Origin of the sequence: Novosphingobium sp. HR1a (assembly GCF_015594425.1) — a bacterium.
Classification (GTDB): domain Bacteria; phylum Pseudomonadota; class Alphaproteobacteria; order Sphingomonadales; family Sphingomonadaceae; genus Novosphingobium; species Novosphingobium resinovorum_A.
Genome location: NZ_JABXWS010000051.1, coordinates 107346 through 129063 on the forward strand (window position 1 = coordinate 107346; position 21718 = coordinate 129063).

Consider the following 21718-nt stretch of genomic DNA (forward strand, 5'->3'; position numbering starts at 1 on the left):
AGCATCCGAACCATGGGCGCCCCGCTACGCGCTCCGGAAGGCGTGCGTGATCGGATAGCGCCGGTCGCGTCCGAAATTGCGCGCAGTCAGCTTGACGCCGGGCGGTGACTGGCGGCGCTTGTATTCTGCCCGGTGGAGCAGGAACTCCACGTGGCGCACAACCCCATGCTCGAAGCCCTCGTTGACCAGTTGCGCCACGCTCTTGTCGTTCTCGACCAGCCCGACGAGGATCGGGTCGAGCACATCGTAAGGCGGCAGGCTGTCGCAATCGCGCTGTCCTTCGTAGAGTTCGGCCGTGGGATCGCGCGTCAGCACGCCTTCCGGAATCAGCGGCCCCCGCGGGCCGAGCCCGATGCGCGGGACCTGCCCGTTACGCCAGCGCGCCAGCGCGTAGACCGTGCTCTTGTAGGCATCCCTGAGCGGGGCGTAGCCGCCCGCCATGGCCCCGTAGATCGCCGCATAACCGACACTCAGCTCGCTCTTGTTCGCAGTGACGAGCAGCATCGGGCCGAACTTGTTCGACAGCGCCATCAGCGCCGCACCGCGTACCCGTGACTGCAGGTTCTCCTCGGTCAGGTCGCGCTGCGTTCCCTCGAATGCCTCGCCGAGCATGGCGTCGAATCCATCGATCGCCGCGCCGATCGGCATTTCCGTATAGCGGATGCCCAGCGAGCGGGCGCAGGCGGCCGCGTCGTCGAGGCTCTGCTCGCTGGTGAAGCGCGAGGGCATCATCACCCCCCAGACCCTGTCGGCCCCCAGCGCATCGACGGCGATGGCCGCGCAAGTCGCCGAATCGACCCCGCCAGACAGGCCGAGAACGACGCCCGGAAAGCCGTTGCGCTTCACGTAGTCGCGCAAGGAGAGCACCATTGCACTGTAGATGTCCTCAGGGTGCTGCGCGAGCGGCTCCACGGCGCCGCGATCGCAGCGCCAGCCCTTGGCGGTCTTGGTCCAGCGGGTTTCGACGACCTGCTCCTCCCAGTCGCGCAGCTGAACCGCCAGCGCGCCATCGCCGTTGACCGCGAAACTCGCGCCGTCGAAGACCAGTTCGTCCTGCCCGCCGACCCGGTTGAGATAGGCCAGGGGCAGCCCGGTATCGACCGCGCGGCGCTTGGCCACGCCTTCGATGCGCAGGGCCTCTTTGTTGATCTCGTAAGGGCTGCCATTGATCGAGATGAGCATTTCGGCGCCGAAATCGGCGAGATGGCGGCAGACCTCGTAGCGCCATATATCCTCGCCGACCGGCACCCCGATCATCGTGCCGCGCAGGATTATCGGTTCCGGCAGTGGGCCGGGCTGGAACAGGCGCATTTCGTCGAAGGTGCCGTAATTTGGCAATTCGTGCTTGAGGCGAACCGCTGCGACTTTGCCCTGATCGAGCAGCGCCACCCCGTTGTGCAGCGCACCATCGAGCACGAAGGCCGAGCCGACCAGCATTGCCGGACCTTCACTGGCGGTCGATTCGGCGAGTTGCTGAAGCTGGGCGGCCGCGCGCTCGATCAGCGCCGGCTTGAGGATCAGGTCCTCGGGCGGATAGCCGATGAGGTGGAGTTCCGGGAAGACGACGAGGTCGCTGCCCTTCGCCGCCTCACGCGCTGCCGAAATGGCGGCGGCATTGCCGGGAACGTCCCCGACCGACTGGTTGAGCTGCGCGAGCGTGATCTTCAGCGTATCGGGCATGGCCCGGTTGATGCCCCGCCCCCGAAGGCAGTGCAAACAAAAACCCGCCCGTCATCGACGGGCGGGTCTTGCTGCTCCGCACCCCGCATAAACGCGCGATGCAGATACAAAAAACCCTCCCGTCGGGGAGGGCTTCTGTCCGTCGTGAGACGGACTTTCCACAAGCCGGTTGGACCCGGAAGCGGAAAGCGGCGGGGGTCAGTGCACCGAAAGGTAGCGCCGAACCCCCGAGCCGATTACATCGCCTCGGACGCAGCCTCGGTCGGAACGTCGGTGGCGTCACCGGTCATCAGCTCCTCGGGAGCGGTCTCGACCGAATCCGTGGTAGCTTCGGCGGCGGGCTCACCACCGCAAGCAGCGAGCGACAGTGCGGCAACCGACGCGAACGCGGCGAAAGCAATCTTCTTCATGCGAATCCCCTTGCATTGTTTGGCGCATAGGCCAACGCTTGCAGGCAAGCCTGCAGTGGCATTCTTTAGACGAGACAATGGTGCAACGCAAATAGGAATACGACAGGCGGAAATCCGCAGAATTCCTAGGGCTTGCGCACATATAAAGATATCTTTATATGATCCGGCATGCGGATCGACCCTCTTCTGCGCGCTCTTTCGGAGCCGACGCGCCTGCGTATGCTGCGTCTGCTCGCGCATATGGAGCTTGCCGTGGGAGAGCTTGCGCAAGTCCTCGGCCAGAGCCAGCCGCGCGTCTCGCGCCATATAAAGATTCTGTGCGACGCCGGATTGGCCGAGCGCCGCAAGGAAGGAAGCTGGGTCTTCCTGAGAATCGCCGTCTCCGAACAAGGCGAATCATCGCTCGGCACGGCGGCCGCGAATCTCCTCAACGTCGCCGAGCGTGACGACAGCCAGTTCGCCGCCCGCTGCGCCGAGGACCGCCGCCACCTCGCCGCCATCCGCGCTGGGCGCGAGGCGAGCGCCGAAGCCTACTTCGCCCGCCACGCCGCCGAATGGGACACGCTGCGCCGTCTCCACGGCGCCGACGAACCGGTCGAAGCCGCGCTGCTTCGCGCGCTCGGAGAAGAAACCATCGGCGGCCTGCTCGACGTCGGCACCGGCACCGGGCGCATGGCACAGCTTCTGTCCGCGCGCGCGGGGCGCGTGACGGCGCTCGACAAGAGCCCTGAGATGCTGCGCATCGCCCGCGCCCGGTTGCAGGACCTGCCCGCCGACAAGGTCGATCTGGTGCAGGGCGACTTCACCGCCCTGCCCTTCGCGCCCGACGCCTTCGACACCGTGCTGTTCCATCAGGTGCTGCACTTCGCGCAGGACCCCGCCGTCGTGCTGACCGAGGCCGCGCGCGTGCTGCGGCCGGGCGGGCGCATCGCCGTCGTCGACCTTGCCGCGCACGAGCGCGAGGAGATGCGCGAGCGCCATGCCCACGCCCGTCTCGGCTTTTCGGACGAGCAGATGCTCGCCCATCTCGCTTCCGCGGGCCTTACCCCGGCCGAGCCCGTCGCTCTGCCGGGCGACCCGCTCACCGTTAAAATCTGGACTGCGCGGCGCGATGGTGTAACCGCGCGCCCTGAAAACCGAGAGACCGTTTGATGACCGCTTCCCCACGCGCCGCAGAAACCCCGATTTTCGCAGGGTTGCCCGGCGACATTTCCGTCTCCTTCGAATTCTTCCCGCCCAAGTCGGAGAAGATGGAGGAGCAGCTGTGGGACGCAATCACCCAGCTTGCCCCGCTCGACCCGGCCTTCGTGTCGGTAACTTATGGCGCGGGCGGCTCCACCCGTGAGCGCACCCACGCCACTGTCTCACGGATCGTGAAGGAGACCGCGCTGGTTCCCGCCGCGCACCTTACTTGCGTCGCCGCCAGCAAGGGCGAGATCGACGAAGTGGTCGATCAGTACTGGGAAGCGGGCGTGCGCCACATCGTCGCGCTGCGCGGTGATCCGCCGCCGGCGGACGGCGGCCGCTTCGTGCCGCATCCCGAAGGCTATGCCAGCGCCGCGCAGCTGGTCGAAGGCATCCGCAAGCGCCACGATTTCGAAGTCTCGGTCGCGGCCTATCCCGAAGTCCACCCCGAAGCGGTGAGCGCCGAGGCCGACCTCGACAACCTGAAGCGCAAGATCGACGCCGGCGCCACCCGCGCGATCACGCAGTTCTTCTTCTCGACCGACGCCTACTTCCGCTTCATGGACAAGGCGCTGGCGGCAGGCATTACCGTACCGATCCTGCCGGGCATCATGCCGGTCACCAGCTTCGCCGCGATCCGGCGCATGTCCGGCAACACCGAGATCCCCGGCTGGCTCGAGACGATGTTCGACGGGCTCGACGATCGCCCCGGCCCGCGCGCGCTGGTCGCCGCCGTCGCGGCGGCGGACCTCTGCAAGCGCCTCTACGAAGGCGGGTCCCGCGATTTCCACTTCTACACCCTCAACCGCGCCGAGCAGGCTTACGCGATCTGCCAGCTTCTCGGCCTGCGTCCCGTCAAGGAACTTGTCGCATGAGCGTCCGTGAAACCTTCCTCGCCGAGGCAGCCAAGCGCATCCTCATCACCGACGGCGCGTTCGGCACCGAGATTCAGAACTGGAAGCTCTCGGAAGCCGACTACGCAGGCACGCTGGGCCTGTCCCACGACCAGAAGGGCAACAACGACATCCTCGCGCTGACAAAGCCCGAGGTGCCGGAGTCCATCCACCGTGCCTACTTCGAAGCCGGCGCGGACATTGCCGAGACTAACACCTTCTCCGCCAACCGCATCAGCCAGGCCGACTACGGCGCCGAGCATCTGGTTCGCGAGATCAACGTTGAATCGGCAAAGCTGGCCCGCCGCCTCGCCGACGAATATCAGGCGAAGGATGGCCGCCCGCGCTTCGTGGCGGGCGCAATCGGACCAACCAACAAGACGCTCTCGCTCAGCCCTGACGTCAACGATCCGGGCTACCGCGAGATCGACTGGGACACGCTGGTCGACGTCTACAAGGAACAGGCCGCGGCCCTCATCGAAGGCGGCGCGGACTTCATCCTGATCGAGACGGTGTTCGATACCCTCAACGCCAAGGCAGGCGTGATGGCGGTGCGCTATCTCGAACAGGAACTCGCCCGCGAAGTGCCGATCATGCTGTCGATGACGCTGACCGACTTGTCGGGCCGCAACCTCTCGGGCCACACGGTCGAGGCGTTCTGGCACGCGGTTCGTCATGCGAAACCCGTCACCATCGGCCTCAACTGCTCGTTCGGCGCGACGCAGCTGCGACCGCACGTGAAGACGCTGTCGGAAATCGCCGACACGCTCATCATGATCTACCCCAATGCAGGCCTGCCCAACGAACTGGGCGCCTACGACGAAATGCCGGACACCACGGCGGGCTTCGTCGGCGAGTGGGCGATCGCGGGTCAGGTCAACGTGCTGGGCGGCTGCTGCGGTTCGACCCCGGCGCACATCAAGGCCATCGCCGACAAGGTGACCGGCATGGCGCCGCGCCATCTGCCCGAACTGCAGCCGGTGACGCGCCTGGCGGGCCTCGAACCCTTCACGATGGCCGGCTGATGGATTCGCTGCCGATCTGGCGCCTGCGTCCGGCCGGGCCGGACGATGCCGACGCGCTCGCTCTAGTGGGTGCGGCGACCTTCCTCGAGAGCTTCGCAGGCGTGATCGACGGCGCGGGTCTCGTCGCGCACTGCGCGAAGCAGCATTCGGCCGAGACCTACCGCGCCTATTTCGCCAAGGGCGCGAAGGCCTGGCTGGCGGAGATTGAGCCCGGCGGCGCGCCGGTGGGCTATGCGCTGCTGTGCGAGCCCGAGATCGAGCATGCGCAGCAAGGGGACATCGAGCTGAAGCGCATCTACATCCTCTCGCGCTTTCAGGGATCGACGATCGCCAGTTCGTTGATGCAGGCGGTCGTCGCGGAGTCGGCAGGCCGTTCGCGGCTGCTTCTGGGCGTCAAGGACGACAACCACCGCGCATTCTCCTTCTATGCCAAGCACGGCTTCGAGACGATCGGCACCCGCCGGTTCGACGTCGGCGGCAAGACTTACGACGACTTCGTGCTGGCGCGGGTGCTGTAGCGCCATGCCGCTTTGCCCACCGATCAAACGCACCTCCTGAACCGAGAACAACACCCATGACCGCCACCCCTTCCGGCTCCCGTTTCGTCAACATCGGCGAGCGCACCAACGTCACCGGCTCCGCGAAGTTCAAGAAGCTGGTCATGGCCGGCGACTATCCCGCCGCCATCGAAGTCGCCCGCCAGCAGGTGGAGAACGGCGCGCAGGTCATCGACGTCAACATGGACGAGGGCCTGCTCGACGCCGTCGAGGCGATGACCACCTACCTCAAGCTGATCGCCGCCGAGCCGGACATCGCCCGCGTGCCGGTGATGGTCGACAGCTCCAAGTGGGACGTGATCGAGGCGGGCCTGAAGTGCGTGTCGGGCAAGCCGATCGTCAATTCGATCTCGATGAAGGAAGGCGAGGAGCAGTTCCTGGAACATGCGCGCAAGTGCATGGCCTATGGCGCCGCCGTGGTCGTCATGGCCTTCGACGAGACCGGGCAGGCCGACACCAAGGAGCGCAAGATCGAAATCTGCGAGCGCGCCTACAAGCTGCTCGTCGGCATCGGTTTCCCGCCCGAGGACATCATCTTCGACCCCAACGTCTTCGCCGTCGCCACCGGCATCGAGGAGCATGACCGCTACGGGCTCGACTTCATCGAGGCGGTGGCGGAAATCCGCGAGCGCTGCCCGCACGTCCACTTCTCGGGGGGCCTGTCGAACCTCTCGTTCAGCTTCCGCGGCAACGAGACGGTGCGCCGCGCGATGCACTCGATATTCCTGTACCACGCGATCCCGGCGGGCCTGGACATGGCGATCGTCAACGCGGGGCAGCTCGACGTCTACGACCAGATCGACCCGGCGCTGCGCGAGGCCTGCGAAGACGTCATCATGATGCGCCGCCCCGGCGTGGGCGAGGACGGCAAGACCTCCACCGAACGCCTCATCGAACTGGCCGAGAGCTACAAGGGCAAGGACACCGTCGCCGAAAAGGCCGCCGAGGAATGGCGCGGCTGGGACGTCACCAAGCGCATCGAACACGCCCTGGTGCGCGGCATCGACGCCTACGTGGTGGAAGACACCGAGGAGGCCCGCGCCGCGATCGCCGCTGCCGGTGGCCGCCCGATCGAGGTGATCGAAGGCCCGCTGATGGGCGGCATGAACGTGGTCGGCGACTTGTTCGGCAGCGGCAAGATGTTCCTCCCGCAAGTCGTGAAATCCGCGCGCGTGATGAAGAAGGCGGTCGCGCACCTCATCCCCTTCATCGAGGCGGAGAAGGACGCCAAGTCCAAGGCGAAGGGCCGCATCATCATGGCCACCGTCAAGGGTGACGTGCATGATATCGGCAAGAACATCGTCGGCGTCGTGCTCCAGTGCAACGGCTACGAAGTGATCGACCTTGGCGTCATGGTGCCGTGGTCGAAGATCCTCGAATCGGCGAACGAGAACGAGGCCGACATCATCGGCCTGTCCGGCCTCATCACCCCCTCATTGGACGAGATGGTGACCGTGGCCGAGGAAATGCAGCGCGCCGAGATGAACATCCCGCTGCTGATCGGCGGCGCGACGACGTCCAAGGTCCACACAGCGCTGCGCATCGACCCGGCCTATACCGGCACCGTGGTCCACGTGCTCGACGCCAGCCGCGCGGTGGGCGTCGCCTCGCAGCTCTTGTCCGACACGCAGGCGGAGGGCTTCAAGTCCTCGGTCGCGATCGACTACGAGAAGGTGCGCGAGGCCCGCGCCAACAAGGGCCAGAGCGACCTGCTGCCGCTCGCCGAGGCGCGCGCCAACGCCTTCCCGACCGACTTCACCCAGAAACCCGCCGCGCCCGCGCAGCCGGGTCTGCATGTCTTCGAGGAATGGGACCTCAAGGATCTGGTCGAGACCTTCGACTGGACCCCGTTCTTCCGCGCCTGGGAACTGGCGGGCAATTACCCCGCAATCCTGACAGACGAGGTCGTCGGCGAAAGCGCCACCAGCCTCTTTGCCGATGCGCAGGCGATGCTAGCAAAGATCATCGACGAGAAATGGCTGACTGCGCGCGGCGTCTGCGCCTTCTGGCCAGCCCGCTCGGACGGTGACGACGTTCTCCTCGATGCCGGCGATTCCGGGGCAACCCGCCTGCCCATGCTGCGCCAGCAGTTCAAGAAGTCGCGCGGCCGCGCAAACTTCTGCCTGTCGGACTTCATCGATCCAGCGGGCGACTGGCTCGGCGGTTTCGCGGTGGGCATCCACGGCATCGAGCCGCATCTGGAACGCTTCAAGGCCGCCCACGATGACTACTCGGACATCCTGCTCAAGGCCCTGGCCGATCGCTTCGCCGAAGCCTTCGCCGAACGCCTCCACGCCCATGTCCGTACGACCCTGTGGGGCTATGCGCCGGACGAGCAGTTCACCAACGAAGCACTGATCCGCGAGGAATATCGCGGCATTCGCCCGGCGCCGGGCTATCCCGCCTGCCCGGACCATTCGCTCAAGCCCATCCTGTTCGATCTGCTCAAGGCGCAGGACAACGCCGGCATCGTCCTGACCGAAAGCCAGGCGATGCTGCCGACGGCGGCGGTTTCGGGCTTCTACTTCGCGCACCCGGAAAGCCAGTACTTCGGCGTCGCCCGTATCGGCCGCGACCAGTTGGAGGACTACGCCGTGCGCCGCGATGTGGATCTTCCTACCGCCGAACGCTGGCTGCGGCCCAATCTGGATTAAAGCGATGCGCCGTCCCCGACTTGCTGCGGGACGGCGCCACTTTCAGCCCGCCTGCCCCGCCCGCCACAGCGCGCGGTGGCGCAGGTAGGCATCGGCCACGTTCTCGCCCACGGCTACTGTGAGCACCGCCAGGGCAGCGTCGAGCCCCCGGCAAGCCAACTCGTCGATTGCCGCCGCATGATCCTGCCCTACTTCGCGCGCCAGCATCTTGAGCACATGCGCCTTTTCGGCGAACTCGATCTCGCTCAACCAGGACAGCCGGTAATCCTCGTTTTTCGCGGACGCGTCGTGTGCATGGCAACCCATCTTTGTCTCTTCCCGATTCTGACGGCTGCCTCCCACCCCTTGGGCCGATTCACATTCAATCGTTTGCAGCACCCGGAGAATTATCAGGCTCCCGGCAAAGCCATCGCTACCGCCCGGCTAGGGATATGCCACAACTGCCCAAAAGGCTTATTCGCACTTGCAACATGAACACTGCGCCACCACCCTGATCCCATGACCGCAGCACGCACCATTTCTTCCCGCATCATCAGTCGAACGCTCGTCTACGACGGATGGTACAAGTTCTATCGCCTCGAAGTGGAAATGCCCGACGGTGCCGTGGTGGAGCGCCATTTGCTTGACAATGGCTCGGCCGTGGCGGTGCTGCCATACGATCCGGTGCGCCGGGTGTGCATGCTGATCGACCAGCCGCGCGCGGGCGTGCTCGATGCGGGCGAACCGCCACTGCTGGAGGCCATTGCCGGTAACCTCGACGGCACTTCGCCAGAGGCCCGCATCGTCGAAGAAGCCTTCGAAGAAGGCGGCCTGCGCATTTCCGATCTCGAACCGGTGACCAACATGTGGTCGCTGTGCCCCGCCTCGACCGAGCGAGTACAGCTCTATCTCGCGCAGTATGCACACGAAGACCGCATCGCTGCGGGCGGCGGTGCGCACGACGAGGATGAGAACATCACCGTCCACGAGATCGGGCTCGACGCCTTGCGCGACATGGCGCTCTGCGGAGAACTGTCAGACGCAAAGACGCTGATCCTCGCGCAGGCTTTGCTGCTGAAGCACCCGCAATTGTGGGCCGATCGTCGTTAAATTACCGGAAACTTGCCTGCCGATGGTTTCCCCTCGCCGTCCTGATCTGCCATAACGCGCACCGTGAACGACGACGACTGGCCTTTCGAGACGACCTTCTACGGCGAACCCGACGCCGACATGATCGACCCTTATGCACCCGAGGTCGACTGGACGCCCGCGCCGCCACCCTCCGGCGAGGCGGTGTCGAAAGCGCTGCACGACGTCTTCGGCTTCTCGGGCTTTCGCGGCGTACAGGATTTGGTGGTCGATCGCGTCATCCACGGCCAGTCGACGCTGGCGATCATGCCCACCGGTGCGGGCAAGTCGTTGACCTACCAGTTGCCCGCCGTGCTGCTGCAGGGCACGTGCGTGGTCGTCTCGCCGCTGATCGCGCTGATGCACGACCAGTTGCGCTCCGCCCGCGCCAACGGCATCCGCGCCGCCACCCTGACCAGCGCCGACACCGATCGCGGGGCGACCATGGACGCCTTTCGCGCCGGCGAGTTGGACCTGCTCTACATCGCCCCGGAACGCGCCAGCCAGCCGCACTTCCGCGAACTGCTGCTGTCGGCCCGGGTCGGTCTCTTTGCGATCGACGAGGCGCACTGCGTCTCCGAATGGGGCCACGATTTCCGTCCCGATTACCGCCTGCTGCGCCCTTTGCTCGATGCGTTCCCGCAAGTCCCGCGGCTGGCGCTGACGGCGACTGCGGACAACCACACCCGCAGCGATATCCTCGCGCAACTCGGTATTCCCGACGAGGGGCTGATCGTCGCCGGGTTCGACCGGCCGAACATCCGTTATGCCATTCGCCCGCGCGAGAGCGTAGGCCGTCAGCTCAAGGCGGTGGTCGAGGAGAATCCCGGACCGGGGATTATCTACGCCCCCACCCGCGCACGCGTAGAGCAGCTGGCCGAGAGCCTTGCCCGCGACACCGGCCGCCGCGTGCTGCCCTATCACGCAGGCCTCCCGCCCGAAGTCCGCGCGCGCAACCAGGCCGCATTCGTGGCGAGCGAGGACATGGTGATGGTCGCCACGGTCGCCTTCGGCATGGGCATCGACAAGCCCGACGTGCGCTTCGTCGCCCATGCGGGCATCCCCAAGTCGATCGAGGGCTACTACCAGGAAACCGGCCGCGCCGGGCGCGATGGCGATCCTTCGGTGGCCGTCATGTTCTGGGGCGCCGACGACTTCGCGCGAGCGCGCCAGCGCCTGTCCGAGATCGAGCCTCACCGCCAGCAAAGCGAACGCCAGCGCCTCGATTCGCTGGCCGGTCTGGTCGAAACCGCCGAATGCCGCCGCGCCGTGTTGCTGCGTCACTTCGGCGAAACCCCGGCGCAGACTTGCGGCAACTGCGACAACTGCCTCCAGCCGGTCGGCGTGGTCGATGTCACCGATGTCGCGCGCAAGCTGCTATCGGCCGTCTATCGCACTGGGCAGTCTTATGGCCTGGGTCATCTGGAAAAGGTGCTGACCGGCGTTTCCGATGACCGCGTGCTGCAGCGCGGGCATGACAGGCTGTCGGTGTTCGGCATCCTCACCGAAGACGAAAAGCCGCTGCTGAAAGCGCTTGCCCGCGCTCTGCAGGCGCGTGGCAGCCTGACCGCGACCGAGCACGGCGGTCTTGCGCTGGGAGGAGACGCTCGCGCGATCCTGAAGGGGGAGGCTGCAGTAGCGATCGTCGTGCCGCCCAGACAGGACCGCAAACGCCGCTCGCGCGGGGGAGACGCCGGAGCCAATCCCGTCGGCGACCCCTTGTTCGAGGCGCTGCGCGAGTTGCGCCGCGAGTTGGCAAAGGAGGCAGGCGTCCCGCCCTACGTCATCTTCCACGATTCGACCTTGCGCGAAATGGCCGGCTCACGCCCATCCTCACTGGCGGAACTCGGCTTGGTGGGGGGCGTCGGAACACGCAAGCTGGAAGCCTATGGCAACGCGTTCGTCGAGGTGATCCGGCGCCACTCCTGACCCCGTGGAATTCTTCGATTCCGCCAGGATCGACCTTCCCGTCCGAAAGCATATCGGTTTGGCGAAGTGGGCGCTGGATCCGTTCAAGGCGGAAGCTGGCCGAACGAAGGCCTTAGAAACGCGTCGATGCGGTCACGACGGAGATTCTTCGAGGCGCAACCCGCGATCGCCGGAAAAGCAAAAAGCCCCGGTTTCCCGGGGCTTTCGAATACTTGCTATCACCTTTGAAAAGGTGAATGGTGCCCAGAAGAGGACTCGAACCTCCACGCCCTTGCGAGCGCCAGCACCTGAAGCTGGTGCGTCTACCAATTCCGCCATCTGGGCACTTTAGCGAGGGGGCGAAGCGCCGTCCCCGCTGGGTAGGAGGGCGCCTCTAAGGGGCCGTCGAAGTCTTGTCAACACCATCCGATGCAACATTTTTCATTTCGGGAATTTGTATATTCGCAGCGGCCGCCGGACGGCTCGGGGCAACTGCCCGGTTGCCCCGTTCCCGGGCTTGTGGCAGGGGCGCAGATGCATGTGCTGCAGCGCGGGACACGTCGAGCGCAGCGCGACCTGAAGGACCGAGCCAGACCATGACCACCGACCCTCTCTCCGGCAAGATCGTCACCATTCTGGGGGGCAGCGGCTTCGTCGGCCGCCACCTCGCGCAGGAACTGCTCGCGCGCGGCGCGCGGCTGCGTATCGCCAGCCGTCACCCCAAGAAGGCCTTCGCCATCAAGCCGCTGGGCAACCTGGGCCAGGTGCAGTTCGCCGGCGTCGATGTGACCAAGGCCGACACGGTTGCCGCCGTACTTGCCGGGTCGGATGCGGTGGTGAACCTCGTGGGTGCTTTTGCGGGGAACCTCGATGCCCTGCAGGGCAAGGGCACGGGCGACATCGCAGCTGCAGCCAAGGCTGCGGGCGCTGCCGCCTTTGTGCATGTCTCGGCAATAGGCGCGGATGCCGGGTCGGAAGTCGCATATGCCCGCACCAAGGCCGAAGGCGAAGCCGCCGTGCTGGCCGCATTCCCAACCGCGACGATCGTGCGCCCCTCGCTGATGTTCGGGCCGGACGATAATTTCGTCAACATGTTCGGAGAACTGATCTCGCGGTTGCCCGCCCTGCCGGTCTTCGCCCCGGAGGCGAAGCTGCAGCCCGTTTTCGTCGATGACGTGGCCGTGGCAATCGCCAATGCGCTGGGCCGCGCTGACGCACAGGGCAAGACGTTCGAGCTCGCCGGGCCGGAAGTCGTCACCATGCTCGAACTTAACGAGCGTATCGCCAAGGCACAGGGCCGCTCGCGAGCGTTCGCCCAGTTGCCGGATGCAGTGTCCGGCCTCATAGCGGCGGCGACCGGCTGGCTGCCCGGCGCCCCGATCACCACCGACCAGTTCAAGCTGCTCCTGGCCGGCAGCGTGGCAAGCGGCTCGGCTCCGGGCATCGGCGGGCTCGGCGTCACGCCGCGGCCTCTCGGCCTGTTCCTCGACCGCTGGATGGTGCGCTTCCGCAAGCACGGCCGCTTCGGCGCCAAGGCTGCGAACGCCTGACCAACGAGCTTCGATTCGCGCTCGCCAAGACCCTGCCGGCCGGAACCCTCCGGCAGGCGGGGTTTTGTGTCTATGCCTCCGGGGCGACCCCCGCCCCGCAGCGAGAGGAGCACGCGCCATGACTACCACCGACACCGCCTGGACGACGCAGCAGGGCACGATCCGCAAAGGCATGAAGGTGATCGCAGCGGACGGGGTCGTCATAGGTACCGTCGCCGCGCTGGAAGGCGAGGAACTGATGCTGGAGGGCGGCTCTCACGATTTCGTCGCGATCACGCAGATCGACGGGATAAGCGCCGACGCGGTGCTCCTGTCCGACCGGGGCGACGCCACCTTCGGCCTCGGTGCCACCCCCTGAACGACCCGAATTGACGAGCCGTTTCCGGGCCGGGACGAACGACCGGAACGACTTTCCAGCTTGCGCCGTTTCCTCATCATACCCCCCGAGATGATGGAGATACACCATGTTCGAGAAGCTGCGCGTGCGTGAGCACATGGAAGTTACGACCAGCACCGGTCAGCACGTCGGGACTATCGACGAGGTGAAGGACGACCAGATCAAGCTGACCCGTTCGGACAGTTCCGATGGTGCACATCACTACATCGCGTTCGAGAACGTCGACAAGATCGAGGATAATCGCGTTTACCTCAAGCAAGGTACGCCGATCCCGATGGGCGTCGGCGCCAACTGATCCAAGACCACCGAGCCGGCAGTGCGTACCCCCTCGCGCACTGCCTTGCGAGACCCCGGCTTTCCTGACGGAAGGCCGGGGTTTTCCTATTCGGACAATCCGGCGCGGCACATCCCCTCGGCGATACCTTGCCCGTTATGATCCATGGTGAATAGCATCTCTTCCCAGCTTCCGGCGCGGCTGATAGTCGGGACATCAAGAAAAACGGAAGCGAGGGGAGGACGTCGTGGTTTCTGGCCTGGGAAAGATCGCTATACCACTGGCGTTGACGTCGATGCTATTTGCGCTGTCTTCATGCAATCGCCCCGCCCAGCCGATAGAGGAACAGACCGTCGTTGACCCGGACGAATGGCCGAGTTGGGGTCGGACGGGAACCGAGACGCATTATTCGCCGCTCGAGGAGATCGATACCGGCAATGTCTCCGGCCTGAAGCTGGCCTGGCACTTCGACCTCGAGCCGGGCTACACGCCCACGACGCCGCTGATGGCGGAGGGGAAGGTCTTCATCACCACCGGCCATTCGCACATCCGCGCACTCGACGCCGTCACTGGCAAACAGCTGTGGGAATACGACGGCGGCACGCGCGAGCGGGCGAAGACGGCGCTGCAGATGTCGTGGGGCAGCAAGGGCATCGCCTATGATGCGGGACATGTCTTCCTCGTCACGACGGACGGCTATGTGGTCTCGCTCGATGCGAAGACCGGCCGGGAGACCTGGAAGACGATGGACTTCCCCGACAATGCCCCGCGCAATGCCAATGGTCCGCCGCGCGTATTCGGCGGCAAGGTGATTACCGGCTTCGGCGGCGGCGACATCAGCCCGGCGCGCGGCTTCGTCAGCGCCTACGACGCGAAGACCGGCAAGCTGTCGTGGCGCTTCTACACCACGCCCGGCGACGAGGTGACGCCCGCCAACCGCAAGGCAGAAGAGGTCATGCGGGGGACATGGCCGGGCGGGTGGAAGAACCCCGACGGCACCCGGCGCGGTGGCGGCGGAACGGCGTGGAACGCCTTCGCCTATGATGCGCAGCTGCGGCTGGTCTATCTCGGCGTCGGCAACGGCTTTCCCTACAACCAGAAGCTGCGCAGCCCCGGCGGCGGAGACAACCTGTTCCTCGCCTCTGTGGTGGCGGTGAACGTCGATACCGGCGAATATAAGTGGCACTACCAGCTATGCCCGGCGGAGCAGTGGGACTGCACGGCGACGTCCGACATGACGCTCGCCACGCTGTCGATCGACGGCAAGGATCGCAAGGTGCTGATGCAGGCGCCCAAGAATGGCTTCTTCTACGTGATCGACCGCGCGACCGGCCAGTTCATCTCCGCGCAGAAGATCGCCAAGGTCACTTGGGCCGAGCGCATCGATGCGAAGACCGGACGTCCTGTCGAAAATCCCGGCATCCGTTACAACGGCAAGCCCGGGCTGTTCGAGATGTGGCCGGGGCCGACCGGCGCGCATTCCTGGCAGCCGCAGGCCTACAGCCCGCAGACCGGCCTCGTCTACGTGCCGGTGATGGACATGCCCGCCCTGATCGGCGACGGCCAGAAGGGCGGCGGCGAACTCGCCGCAGGCATGGGCGTTACGCTCATCCCTGAAGTCGAACTGCCCGGCGGCCACCGCAGCTACCTCAAGGCATGGAACCCGGTCACGCAGACCGAGGCATGGCGGATCGACCTGCCCGGAACCTGGCCGGGCGGGGTCATGGCCTCGGCCGGCGGGCTGGTGTGGCAGGGCCAGATCGACGGCAAGTTCATCGCCCGCGATGCGAAGACCGGCAAGGCACTATGGTCGTACAAGACCGAGAGCCCGATCATCGGCGCACCGATCTCCTACCGCGTGAACGGACGGCAGTACGTCACCGTGCTCACCGGCGCGGGCGGGCAAGGCGCAGGCATGCAGACGCTGGGCAATGCCGCCTATCGCACCGACTACCGCCTGCCGCGCCGCGTGCTGACGTTCGCGCTGGACGGCAAGGACACGATCCCGCCTTTCGCGGTGCCGCCGCTGGAGCCGGTTTCCGATCTCGACTTCAGTCCAGACCTCGCGCGGGCACAGGCTGGGGCGATGCTGTTCGGCACCCGTTCGTGCATCGTATGCCACGGATGGAATGCGGTTGCGGGCGGAGCGGCGCCGGACTTGCGCTATTCGCCGGTCATCACCGACGCGGCGACCTTCCGCACGATCGTCAAGGAAGGCGGGCTCAAGCTGAACGGCATGCCGCCCTTCCCGGAGTTCACCGACGCGGAACTGGAAACCCTGCGATTCTATCTGCGCGCCCGCGCCCAGGCCGCTCCGGCCGAACGAAAGGCGCTGCTCGAAAAGGCGAAGGCCGCGAAAATCAGCAATGCAAAACCGCAGGACTTCGCAGGGCGCTGGAACGTGATCATCCAGTCGCCGATCGGCCCGCAGAAGGCGGTCATGGACCTCATCGTCAAAGGCAGCGTCGTGACCGGGAAAGTCTCGGCGGAACAAGGCACTGTCGATGTCGCCGGGGGGATCAGGGACGGCCGCGCCAAGTTCCAGGGACGTGCCTCGATGCCCATGCCGATCACCGTGAAATACGATGTAACGGTGCGGGACGGAGAGCTCGTCGGCGAAAATTCCAATGGTCCTTTTGGAACTTTTCCCGTCTCAGGCGTTCGCTAACCTACGGATTTCCGTTCATCGGAGCGGAAGCACGACCGGCCAGAATCGAATTGTCGAACCCCGAAGGCTGGGCTTGGACGATTCCGGTCTGTTGACCGTTAGGAGAAAAACAATGTCGCCCACCTTCAAGAAAATCGCTCCGGCCGTGGTCATCCTGGCCGGTTCCATGGGCCTCGGCGGCTGCGCCACCAAGGGTTTCGTGCGCGAACAGGTCGCGGTCGTGAACCAGCGCGTCGATGCGCTCGACAGCAAGCTGCAGCAGACCGACGCCACCGCGCAGGCCGCCCGCTCCGAAGCGCAGGCCGCATCCGGCCAGGCCCAGCAGAACAGCCAGCGCATCGACCAGCTCGGCGCCCGCGTCGACAGCGTCGAACAGCGCATGGCCGAAGCCCAGCGCAAGCGCGCCCGCAACTGACGCCGACTGCCCGAGCTTTATGGCCTGATCTTCCCGGCTTGATTCGAGTACTTTGACAGCGATGAACACGGTTTCCAGGGCGCTCGCCGGACTATTTCTGACCGGGGCGGCGCTGACAGGCTCCGCTCCTGCGTGGGCGGCACAGGTTTCCCGGTCCGCGGGGCCGAAGACATCGCAGACGCAAGAAACTGCCGAACCGAGCCCGGCGATCCAGCCGCAAGACGCCACCCGCGTCGCCGACTGGATCGCCGCGTCGGGAGATAACAACGCCCTGCCCTACGCGATCGTCGACAAGAAGGCGGCAGCGCTGCTGCTGTTCGACGCGAAGGGCAAGAAGCTCGGGCAGGTTCCCGTCCTCCTCGGCATAGCGCCGGGAGACGATGCGAGTCCGGGCATCGGCAGCAAGAACCTGTCGGAAATCGGTCCCGCCGAAAAGACGACGCCTGCCGGGAGGTTTCTTGCCCGGTTCGGCGTGGCGGCGGGCAACACGCGGGTCCTGTGGGTGGATTACGCCACCTCGGTGGCGCTTCATCCCATTCCCCGCCCCGGCAAGCCCAAGGAAAAGCGCCGCGAACGGATGCTCTCTCCCACCAGCGATGACAACCGCATCACCTTCGGCTGCATCAACGTGCCGATCGCGTTCTACACGAAGACGATCAGCCCGCTATTTCGCAAGAAAGGCGGCTACGTTTACGTCACCCCCGACGTGAAGCCGCTGGAAGAGGTGTTCCCGCGCATCCGCCTGCAGTCCTTCGCGAATACTGGGGGCTGATCCCGGACGAAGCAAATTGATTGGCGCGCCCGCTACCTTGCCTTTTTGGCACAGGGCCAAGCCTGACGCGTCGCGGCGAAGACCAGTGCCGATCCGGCCTCCTCGCGCTTGCCCGGATTATCCTGCAGATAAGCCACCGTCACCCTGCGAAGCTGGGCGATCGTCACATCCTCGGGGATGCAGCTCTTCATGCTGATGGTGCGACGATACGTGTTGAAGGCATCGACGCTACCCGTGATGTAGGCGATGCATTCGTAGGTGTTCTCGACATAGGCCGCGCTGCCGCGCTGCGCGGTGCAGACTTTGAGAAGCTCCTCGCCGGAATAGAAGCTGGCTTCGGCCGAAACCGGCATCAATCCCGCACCCAGCACCGCCGCCGTCATCAGGCAGACTGACTTTCCGGACTTCATCGTCCTGCATCTCCGCATCATGACGGCCCATCGCCGCCCGCGACCATCAACGCGGCTCGGCGATACCCGTTCCGAGCCGAGAGCCGGGCGGGGGGGTAGCCCGGCGGCGTGACCCCGGTCAGCCAGATCAGGCGCCCGTGCGCGGCGTCGGGGTGAATGGCGAAACGGTCTTCCACGTCGCCAATCAGCGGCAGTCCCTGCACCCGCAGCCGATCGGCCGCTGCCGCCGCATCGCGCAGCTTGAAGACCAGGTGGCAGACACCCTGCACCTCCGCCGCGTGACGGGCAGCAGCCGAGCCCGGCGCGCCTTCCAGCGCTTCCAGCACGGTGTCACCGATGGTAAAGGCTGCGCAGCGCGCTTCGGGAAGATCGCGCGTGCCAAGGTCCTGCCACTCCAGCCTGTCCGCGAATAGCGCTCGCGCCTCGGCCAGCGAGGGCGTGCTTACGCCCACCGCCTGCAGGCCCTCGATACCGAGCGGATCGTCCTTCGCCGGAAACCATGCCGGATCACGGCGCGGATCGTTCGGCATGTCCTGCTTCACGATTTCCAGCCGCATCCCCAGCATCTGCCCCTTGGGCACGAGGAAATAGTGCGCTTCCATTCCCGGATCGTAGAACCGCTTGAAACCGCGCGCGGCGAACCAGGCGTCCGCGTGCGCCAGATCACCGACCTTGAGCGCCAGCCCGATCCAGCGGCCCGGCGCGGCCGAGCGGCGCAGCATGTCGCCCAGCGGGTTGCCCTTTTCGGCGCCCCGGCCCGCGGGCGCGATCGGGATGACCATGGTATCGCCGATCATCAGCAGCGATTCCTCCCGGTCGAGGCCCAGCTTTTCCGTCTCGGGCGTGACGCGAATCTCGTAGGCGGTCTGCGCGCCGAACACCTCGCGGAAGAAGGCGTCGCAAGCCGGGCGCTGCGCGTTATCGGCCAACGCCCAGCTGACGTGGACGAGAGGGAATTGCATGGCCTGTTTCCTCCCTTTGCCGCGTCTCGCGCGCACGGGCTTCGACAAGCTCAGCCTGAGCGGGTTGAGGGCTTTAGATTACCCCCGCTCACCCTGAGTTTGTCGAAGCCCGCTCGGGTTACACCTCAGTACGTCTTGGGCGCGCCTGTCCCCATGAACTTCGCAAGGTTCATGTGCAGCGAGGCGACCGAGCGTTCCATGTAGGGATTGGGCTGCGCCCCCCGGAAGCCGACGTTCTTCATCCCCTGCTGCACCGCCGCCATGTTGGCAAAGTCCTGCTGCAACACCGGCGGCCAGTCGGCGGGCTCGGTGTATTCCCAGTCGGTCTGCGGGGCCTGCCCCTCAGGCCAGAGTTCGTAAACGGCCGCCTCGAAAATGCACTTGTCCGGATCGGTGCCATAGGGCCGCGCCTGGTAGCACAGCATGTTGTTGACCGCATGGCCGATCTGGAAGTTCGGGAAAATCTGCCAGGCCGTCCCCGCCTGTGCGGTATGGAGCGGATCGACCTGCGCCCAGACGACGCCGCGCGCCGCGTCCTCGGCCTTGGCGGTCTGGATCCAGTATTTGGAAACCTCCGCCGCTGGGGTGCCTTCGGGCAGCTCGTCCCGGAGCCGGTTGGCCACGCCCACCAGCGTCATCGTGGTGTTGGTATTGGCATTGGCCCAGGTGAAGTTCTGCATATCCGCCGTGGTCAGGCGCGGGTCTTCGCCGGCACCGAGGCGCAGCTTGCCGGAGTCCTCCTCTTGACCTTTCGGCGCCTCGTAGCCGATGTTGGAATGCAGGCCCTGATTGCGCGCCCAGCCCCGGAACTGGCCAAACTCCATGAATTCGGGATGTGTGGTGGAGACGTGGTAAGTCTCGCAGAAGGCCTCCATCGCCACCTTCCAGTTGCATTCGAACACCACCCACTTGCGCCAGCGCGGGCGCATGTTCTGGAGGCCGTAAGGATCGAGCATCGTCGCGGCCGGACTAAGGTATTCCGCCAGCGGCATCGCCTCGGGGTCGAGCGTGATCCACAGCCAGCCGCCCCACGTCTCCACCCGCACTTTGCCCAGATCGGCGCGGCCCGCGCAAAGATGTCCCTGCCAGTCGTCCTGATGCTCGACATAGGAGTTTGCGCCGTCGAGGCCGAAGGTCCAGCCATGATAGCCGCAGATCAACGTTTTGCGATTGCCGCGCGCGTTGCGTTGGCCGGGGGGCGTATCGACCAGCCTGCGGCCCCTGTGCGGGCAGACGTTGTGGAAGGCGTGAATGTCGTCCGCCGAAGCACGCACGATGACGACCGAGTCGTGGACGATATCGAAGGTGATGAAGTCGCCCACCTCGGGGATGTCCTCCACCCGCCCGGCCTGCAGCCAGACCTTGCGCCACAGCTTGTCCACTTCGGCACGCGCGTATTCGGGGGAGACGTAAGCCTCGGCGGGCACGTTGACCGGCGCGACCAGTTCCTCGGGCGCCTGAACGATCTTGCCGATTTCGCCCATGGATATCCTCGTTCCTGCTTGTTCGGGTTTGCGGCCGTTATCTCATTATCGGCATGACGGGGCAAACCGCCCGGGCGTTCCTTCAATGTGCGGCATAGGCGGCCTTGCCCCTTGGCAGCGTGCCGATCGCCACGCTGCTCGCGGCCATGAAGGCGAGCGCCAGCCACAGGAAGCCCGCGTAACTGCCGGTCCGGTCGTAGAACTGCGCGGCGGCGAGCGGCCCGGTGGCCGTGCCGATCGACAGCGCCGCCAGCAGCCCGCCATAGAGCCCGCCGAAGTTGCGCAGCCCGAAATGCCGGGTGAGCAGGTAGACGACAACGTCGATCTCCGCCCCCAGCGTCAGCCCGATCAGCGCCGAGGCCGCACCCATCGCCCACAGCGATCCGCCGCCGAGCAGGAGCAGCAGGCAGCCTAGGACCGGCAGCATAAACACCGCCGCGCCCACCAGCGAGGCGGGGAGCCGGTCGAGCAGCGCTCCGGTCCCCAGCCGCCCGGCCAGCGAGAACCAGCCTACGAACGAGGCGATCGCGGCGGCCATCATCGGGCTTGCCCCGGCATCGCCGAGAATCGCGGTGAAGTGAACCACCAGCGCGATCACGGTGAAGGTGAACAGCAGACAGGCGATGAACAGGCGGTGGTAGACGCTGGAGGTCATCCCATCGCGCAAGCTGGCGCCGGGCAGGTCTGCGGGGCGAGCCGCAGCGTCCTGTGCCTTCTGCTTGCGGCCTTTGTCATAGCGGCCGTGGAAGAAAACGAAGATCACAGGAAACGCAACGCCCAGCCAGATCGCCGCCTGCACCGGGAAGGCCCCGCGCCAGCCGAGCGCGCTGATCAGCCATGTCGCCATTGGCGGGAACACCCCTGCGGCGATGGAGGCTCCACACAAGGTCACCGCAAAGGCCATCCCACGCGATACCGTGAATCGCGAGGCAACAGCGCTCGTCCATACCGATGCCTGGACCGGCAGTGCCGCCAGCGCGACCAGACCCCATAGCAGATACCAGTTGAGCAGCGATCCGTCGGCGGTGCCTAGCAGGGCGAAGGCGATGCCCAGCAGCGCCAGCCCGATCACCCCGAACCGGCGCGGGCCGAAGCGGTCGACCGCGAGGCCGACGAACACGCCGCCCACCGCCTGCACCAGCGTCGCCAGCGTCAGGCCGAAGGTGACTTCGGTGCGGCTCCAGCCGAACTCGGTCGCGACAGGGCCGTAGAACGGGCCGATGCCGTAGATGTGGATGACGCTGGTGGCATAGCCCAGTCCCGCCGCCACCGGCAGCAGCGGATGCGCGCGCCATTCGTCGCGAGCGGTTGGAGATGTGGGGGCGTGCATGCTCACGTCGTCCGGGGCTCGACCCGGGACCGCGGGC

20 protein-coding genes and 1 tRNA gene are annotated in these 21718 nt (G+C 65.9%); 13 read left to right on the plus strand and 8 right to left on the minus strand.

Going from position 1 to position 21718, the window contains the following annotated elements; all coding sequences use genetic code 11:
* Positions 1-24: 24 nt before the first annotated feature.
* Entirely contained in the window at positions 25-1680 is a 1656-nt protein-coding gene (locus HWN72_RS14080; RefSeq protein WP_211150493.1) for an NAD+ synthase, read from the minus strand.
* A 236-nt stretch (positions 1681-1916) separates the two neighbouring features.
* A complete protein-coding gene (locus tag HWN72_RS14085) occupies positions 1917-2090 on the minus strand; it encodes a hypothetical protein (RefSeq protein WP_170065941.1) in 174 nt (57 codons plus the stop codon).
* 168 nt (positions 2091-2258) lie between these two features.
* Between HWN72_RS14085 and HWN72_RS14090 the strand changes: the two genes are divergently transcribed.
* The 5 genes from HWN72_RS14090 to metH are packed head-to-tail and all read left to right on the plus strand — an operon-like array spanning position 2259 to position 8404.
* Positions 2259-3242 (plus strand): metalloregulator ArsR/SmtB family transcription factor, encoded by a 984-nt coding sequence (locus HWN72_RS14090; protein ID WP_008833154.1) that lies wholly within the window; start codon positions 2259-2261, stop codon positions 3240-3242.
* Positions 3242-4150, plus strand: coding sequence for a methylenetetrahydrofolate reductase [NAD(P)H] (gene metF, locus HWN72_RS14095; protein ID WP_036526968.1), 909 nt, complete (start codon positions 3242-3244; stop codon positions 4148-4150). The genes HWN72_RS14090 and metF overlap by 1 nt, the downstream gene beginning before the upstream one ends.
* Positions 4147-5193 (plus strand): homocysteine S-methyltransferase family protein, encoded by a 1047-nt coding sequence (locus HWN72_RS14100; protein WP_211150494.1) that lies wholly within the window; start codon positions 4147-4149, stop codon positions 5191-5193. The genes metF and HWN72_RS14100 overlap by 4 nt, the downstream gene beginning before the upstream one ends.
* A complete protein-coding gene (locus tag HWN72_RS14105) occupies positions 5193-5711 on the plus strand; it encodes a GNAT family N-acetyltransferase (RefSeq protein WP_008833157.1) in 519 nt (172 codons plus the stop codon). The genes HWN72_RS14100 and HWN72_RS14105 overlap by 1 nt, the downstream gene beginning before the upstream one ends.
* A gap of 56 nt (positions 5712-5767) precedes the next feature.
* A complete protein-coding gene (metH, locus tag HWN72_RS14110; RefSeq protein WP_211150495.1) occupies positions 5768-8404 on the plus strand; it encodes a methionine synthase in 2637 nt (878 codons plus the stop codon).
* Positions 8405-8446: 42 nt separating this feature from the next.
* Here the strand turns inward: metH and HWN72_RS14115 are convergent, their stop codons facing one another.
* On the minus strand, positions 8447-8782 hold the full coding sequence (locus tag HWN72_RS14115; protein WP_309141572.1) for a hypothetical protein: 336 nt from the start codon (positions 8780-8782) through the stop codon (positions 8447-8449).
* A gap of 120 nt (positions 8783-8902) precedes the next feature.
* Between HWN72_RS14115 and HWN72_RS14120 the strand changes: the two genes are divergently transcribed.
* Both HWN72_RS14120 and recQ read left to right on the plus strand, forming a co-directional pair.
* A complete protein-coding gene (locus tag HWN72_RS14120) occupies positions 8903-9493 on the plus strand; it encodes an ADP-ribose pyrophosphatase (protein WP_211150496.1) in 591 nt (196 codons plus the stop codon).
* A 63-nt stretch (positions 9494-9556) separates the two neighbouring features.
* On the plus strand, positions 9557-11440 hold the full coding sequence (gene recQ, locus HWN72_RS14125; RefSeq protein WP_211150497.1) for a DNA helicase RecQ: 1884 nt from the start codon (positions 9557-9559) through the stop codon (positions 11438-11440).
* A 237-nt stretch (positions 11441-11677) separates the two neighbouring features.
* Here the strand turns inward: recQ and HWN72_RS14130 are convergent.
* Positions 11678-11764, minus strand: a tRNA-Leu gene (locus HWN72_RS14130).
* Between the two features lie 251 nt (positions 11765-12015).
* On the opposite strand from HWN72_RS14130, the gene HWN72_RS14135 reads away from it, so the two are divergent.
* From HWN72_RS14135 to HWN72_RS14160, 6 genes are all read left to right on the plus strand, one after another.
* Positions 12016-12969: a complex I NDUFA9 subunit family protein gene (locus tag HWN72_RS14135; protein WP_211150498.1), complete on the plus strand. Its 954-nt coding sequence runs from the start codon at positions 12016-12018 to the stop codon at positions 12967-12969.
* 118 nt (positions 12970-13087) lie between these two features.
* A complete protein-coding gene (locus tag HWN72_RS14140) occupies positions 13088-13327 on the plus strand; it encodes a DUF2171 domain-containing protein (protein WP_008830801.1) in 240 nt (79 codons plus the stop codon).
* A 106-nt stretch (positions 13328-13433) separates the two neighbouring features.
* On the plus strand, positions 13434-13661 hold the full coding sequence (locus HWN72_RS14145) for a DUF2171 domain-containing protein (protein WP_008830802.1): 228 nt from the start codon (positions 13434-13436) through the stop codon (positions 13659-13661).
* A 274-nt stretch (positions 13662-13935) separates the two neighbouring features.
* Entirely contained in the window at positions 13936-16308 is a 2373-nt protein-coding gene (locus HWN72_RS14150; RefSeq protein WP_036526908.1) for a PQQ-binding-like beta-propeller repeat protein, read from the plus strand.
* A 112-nt stretch (positions 16309-16420) separates the two neighbouring features.
* Positions 16421-16723: a hypothetical protein gene (locus HWN72_RS14155; protein ID WP_008830804.1), complete on the plus strand. Its 303-nt coding sequence runs from the start codon at positions 16421-16423 to the stop codon at positions 16721-16723.
* 61 nt (positions 16724-16784) lie between these two features.
* Positions 16785-17495, plus strand: coding sequence for a hypothetical protein (locus tag HWN72_RS14160; protein ID WP_036526907.1), 711 nt, complete (start codon positions 16785-16787; stop codon positions 17493-17495).
* A 32-nt stretch (positions 17496-17527) separates the two neighbouring features.
* On the opposite strand, the gene HWN72_RS14165 is transcribed toward HWN72_RS14160, so the two are convergent.
* From HWN72_RS14165 to HWN72_RS14180, 4 genes are all read right to left on the minus strand, one after another.
* On the minus strand, positions 17528-17905 hold the full coding sequence (locus HWN72_RS14165) for a Rap1a/Tai family immunity protein (protein WP_008830806.1): 378 nt from the start codon (positions 17903-17905) through the stop codon (positions 17528-17530).
* Between the two features lie 17 nt (positions 17906-17922).
* Positions 17923-18867, minus strand: a complete 945-nt coding sequence (locus tag HWN72_RS14170; RefSeq protein ID WP_211150499.1) for a glyoxalase — start codon at positions 18865-18867, stop codon at positions 17923-17925.
* 125 nt (positions 18868-18992) lie between these two features.
* Positions 18993-20351 carry an SRPBCC family protein gene (locus HWN72_RS14175; protein WP_008830808.1) on the minus strand — a complete coding sequence of 453 codons (1359 nt, stop codon included), beginning with the start codon at positions 20349-20351 and terminating at the stop codon, positions 18993-18995.
* 82 nt (positions 20352-20433) lie between these two features.
* Positions 20434-21681: an MFS transporter gene (locus tag HWN72_RS14180; RefSeq protein ID WP_008830809.1), complete on the minus strand. Its 1248-nt coding sequence runs from the start codon at positions 21679-21681 to the stop codon at positions 20434-20436.
* Between the last annotated feature and the right edge of the window lie 37 nt (positions 21682-21718).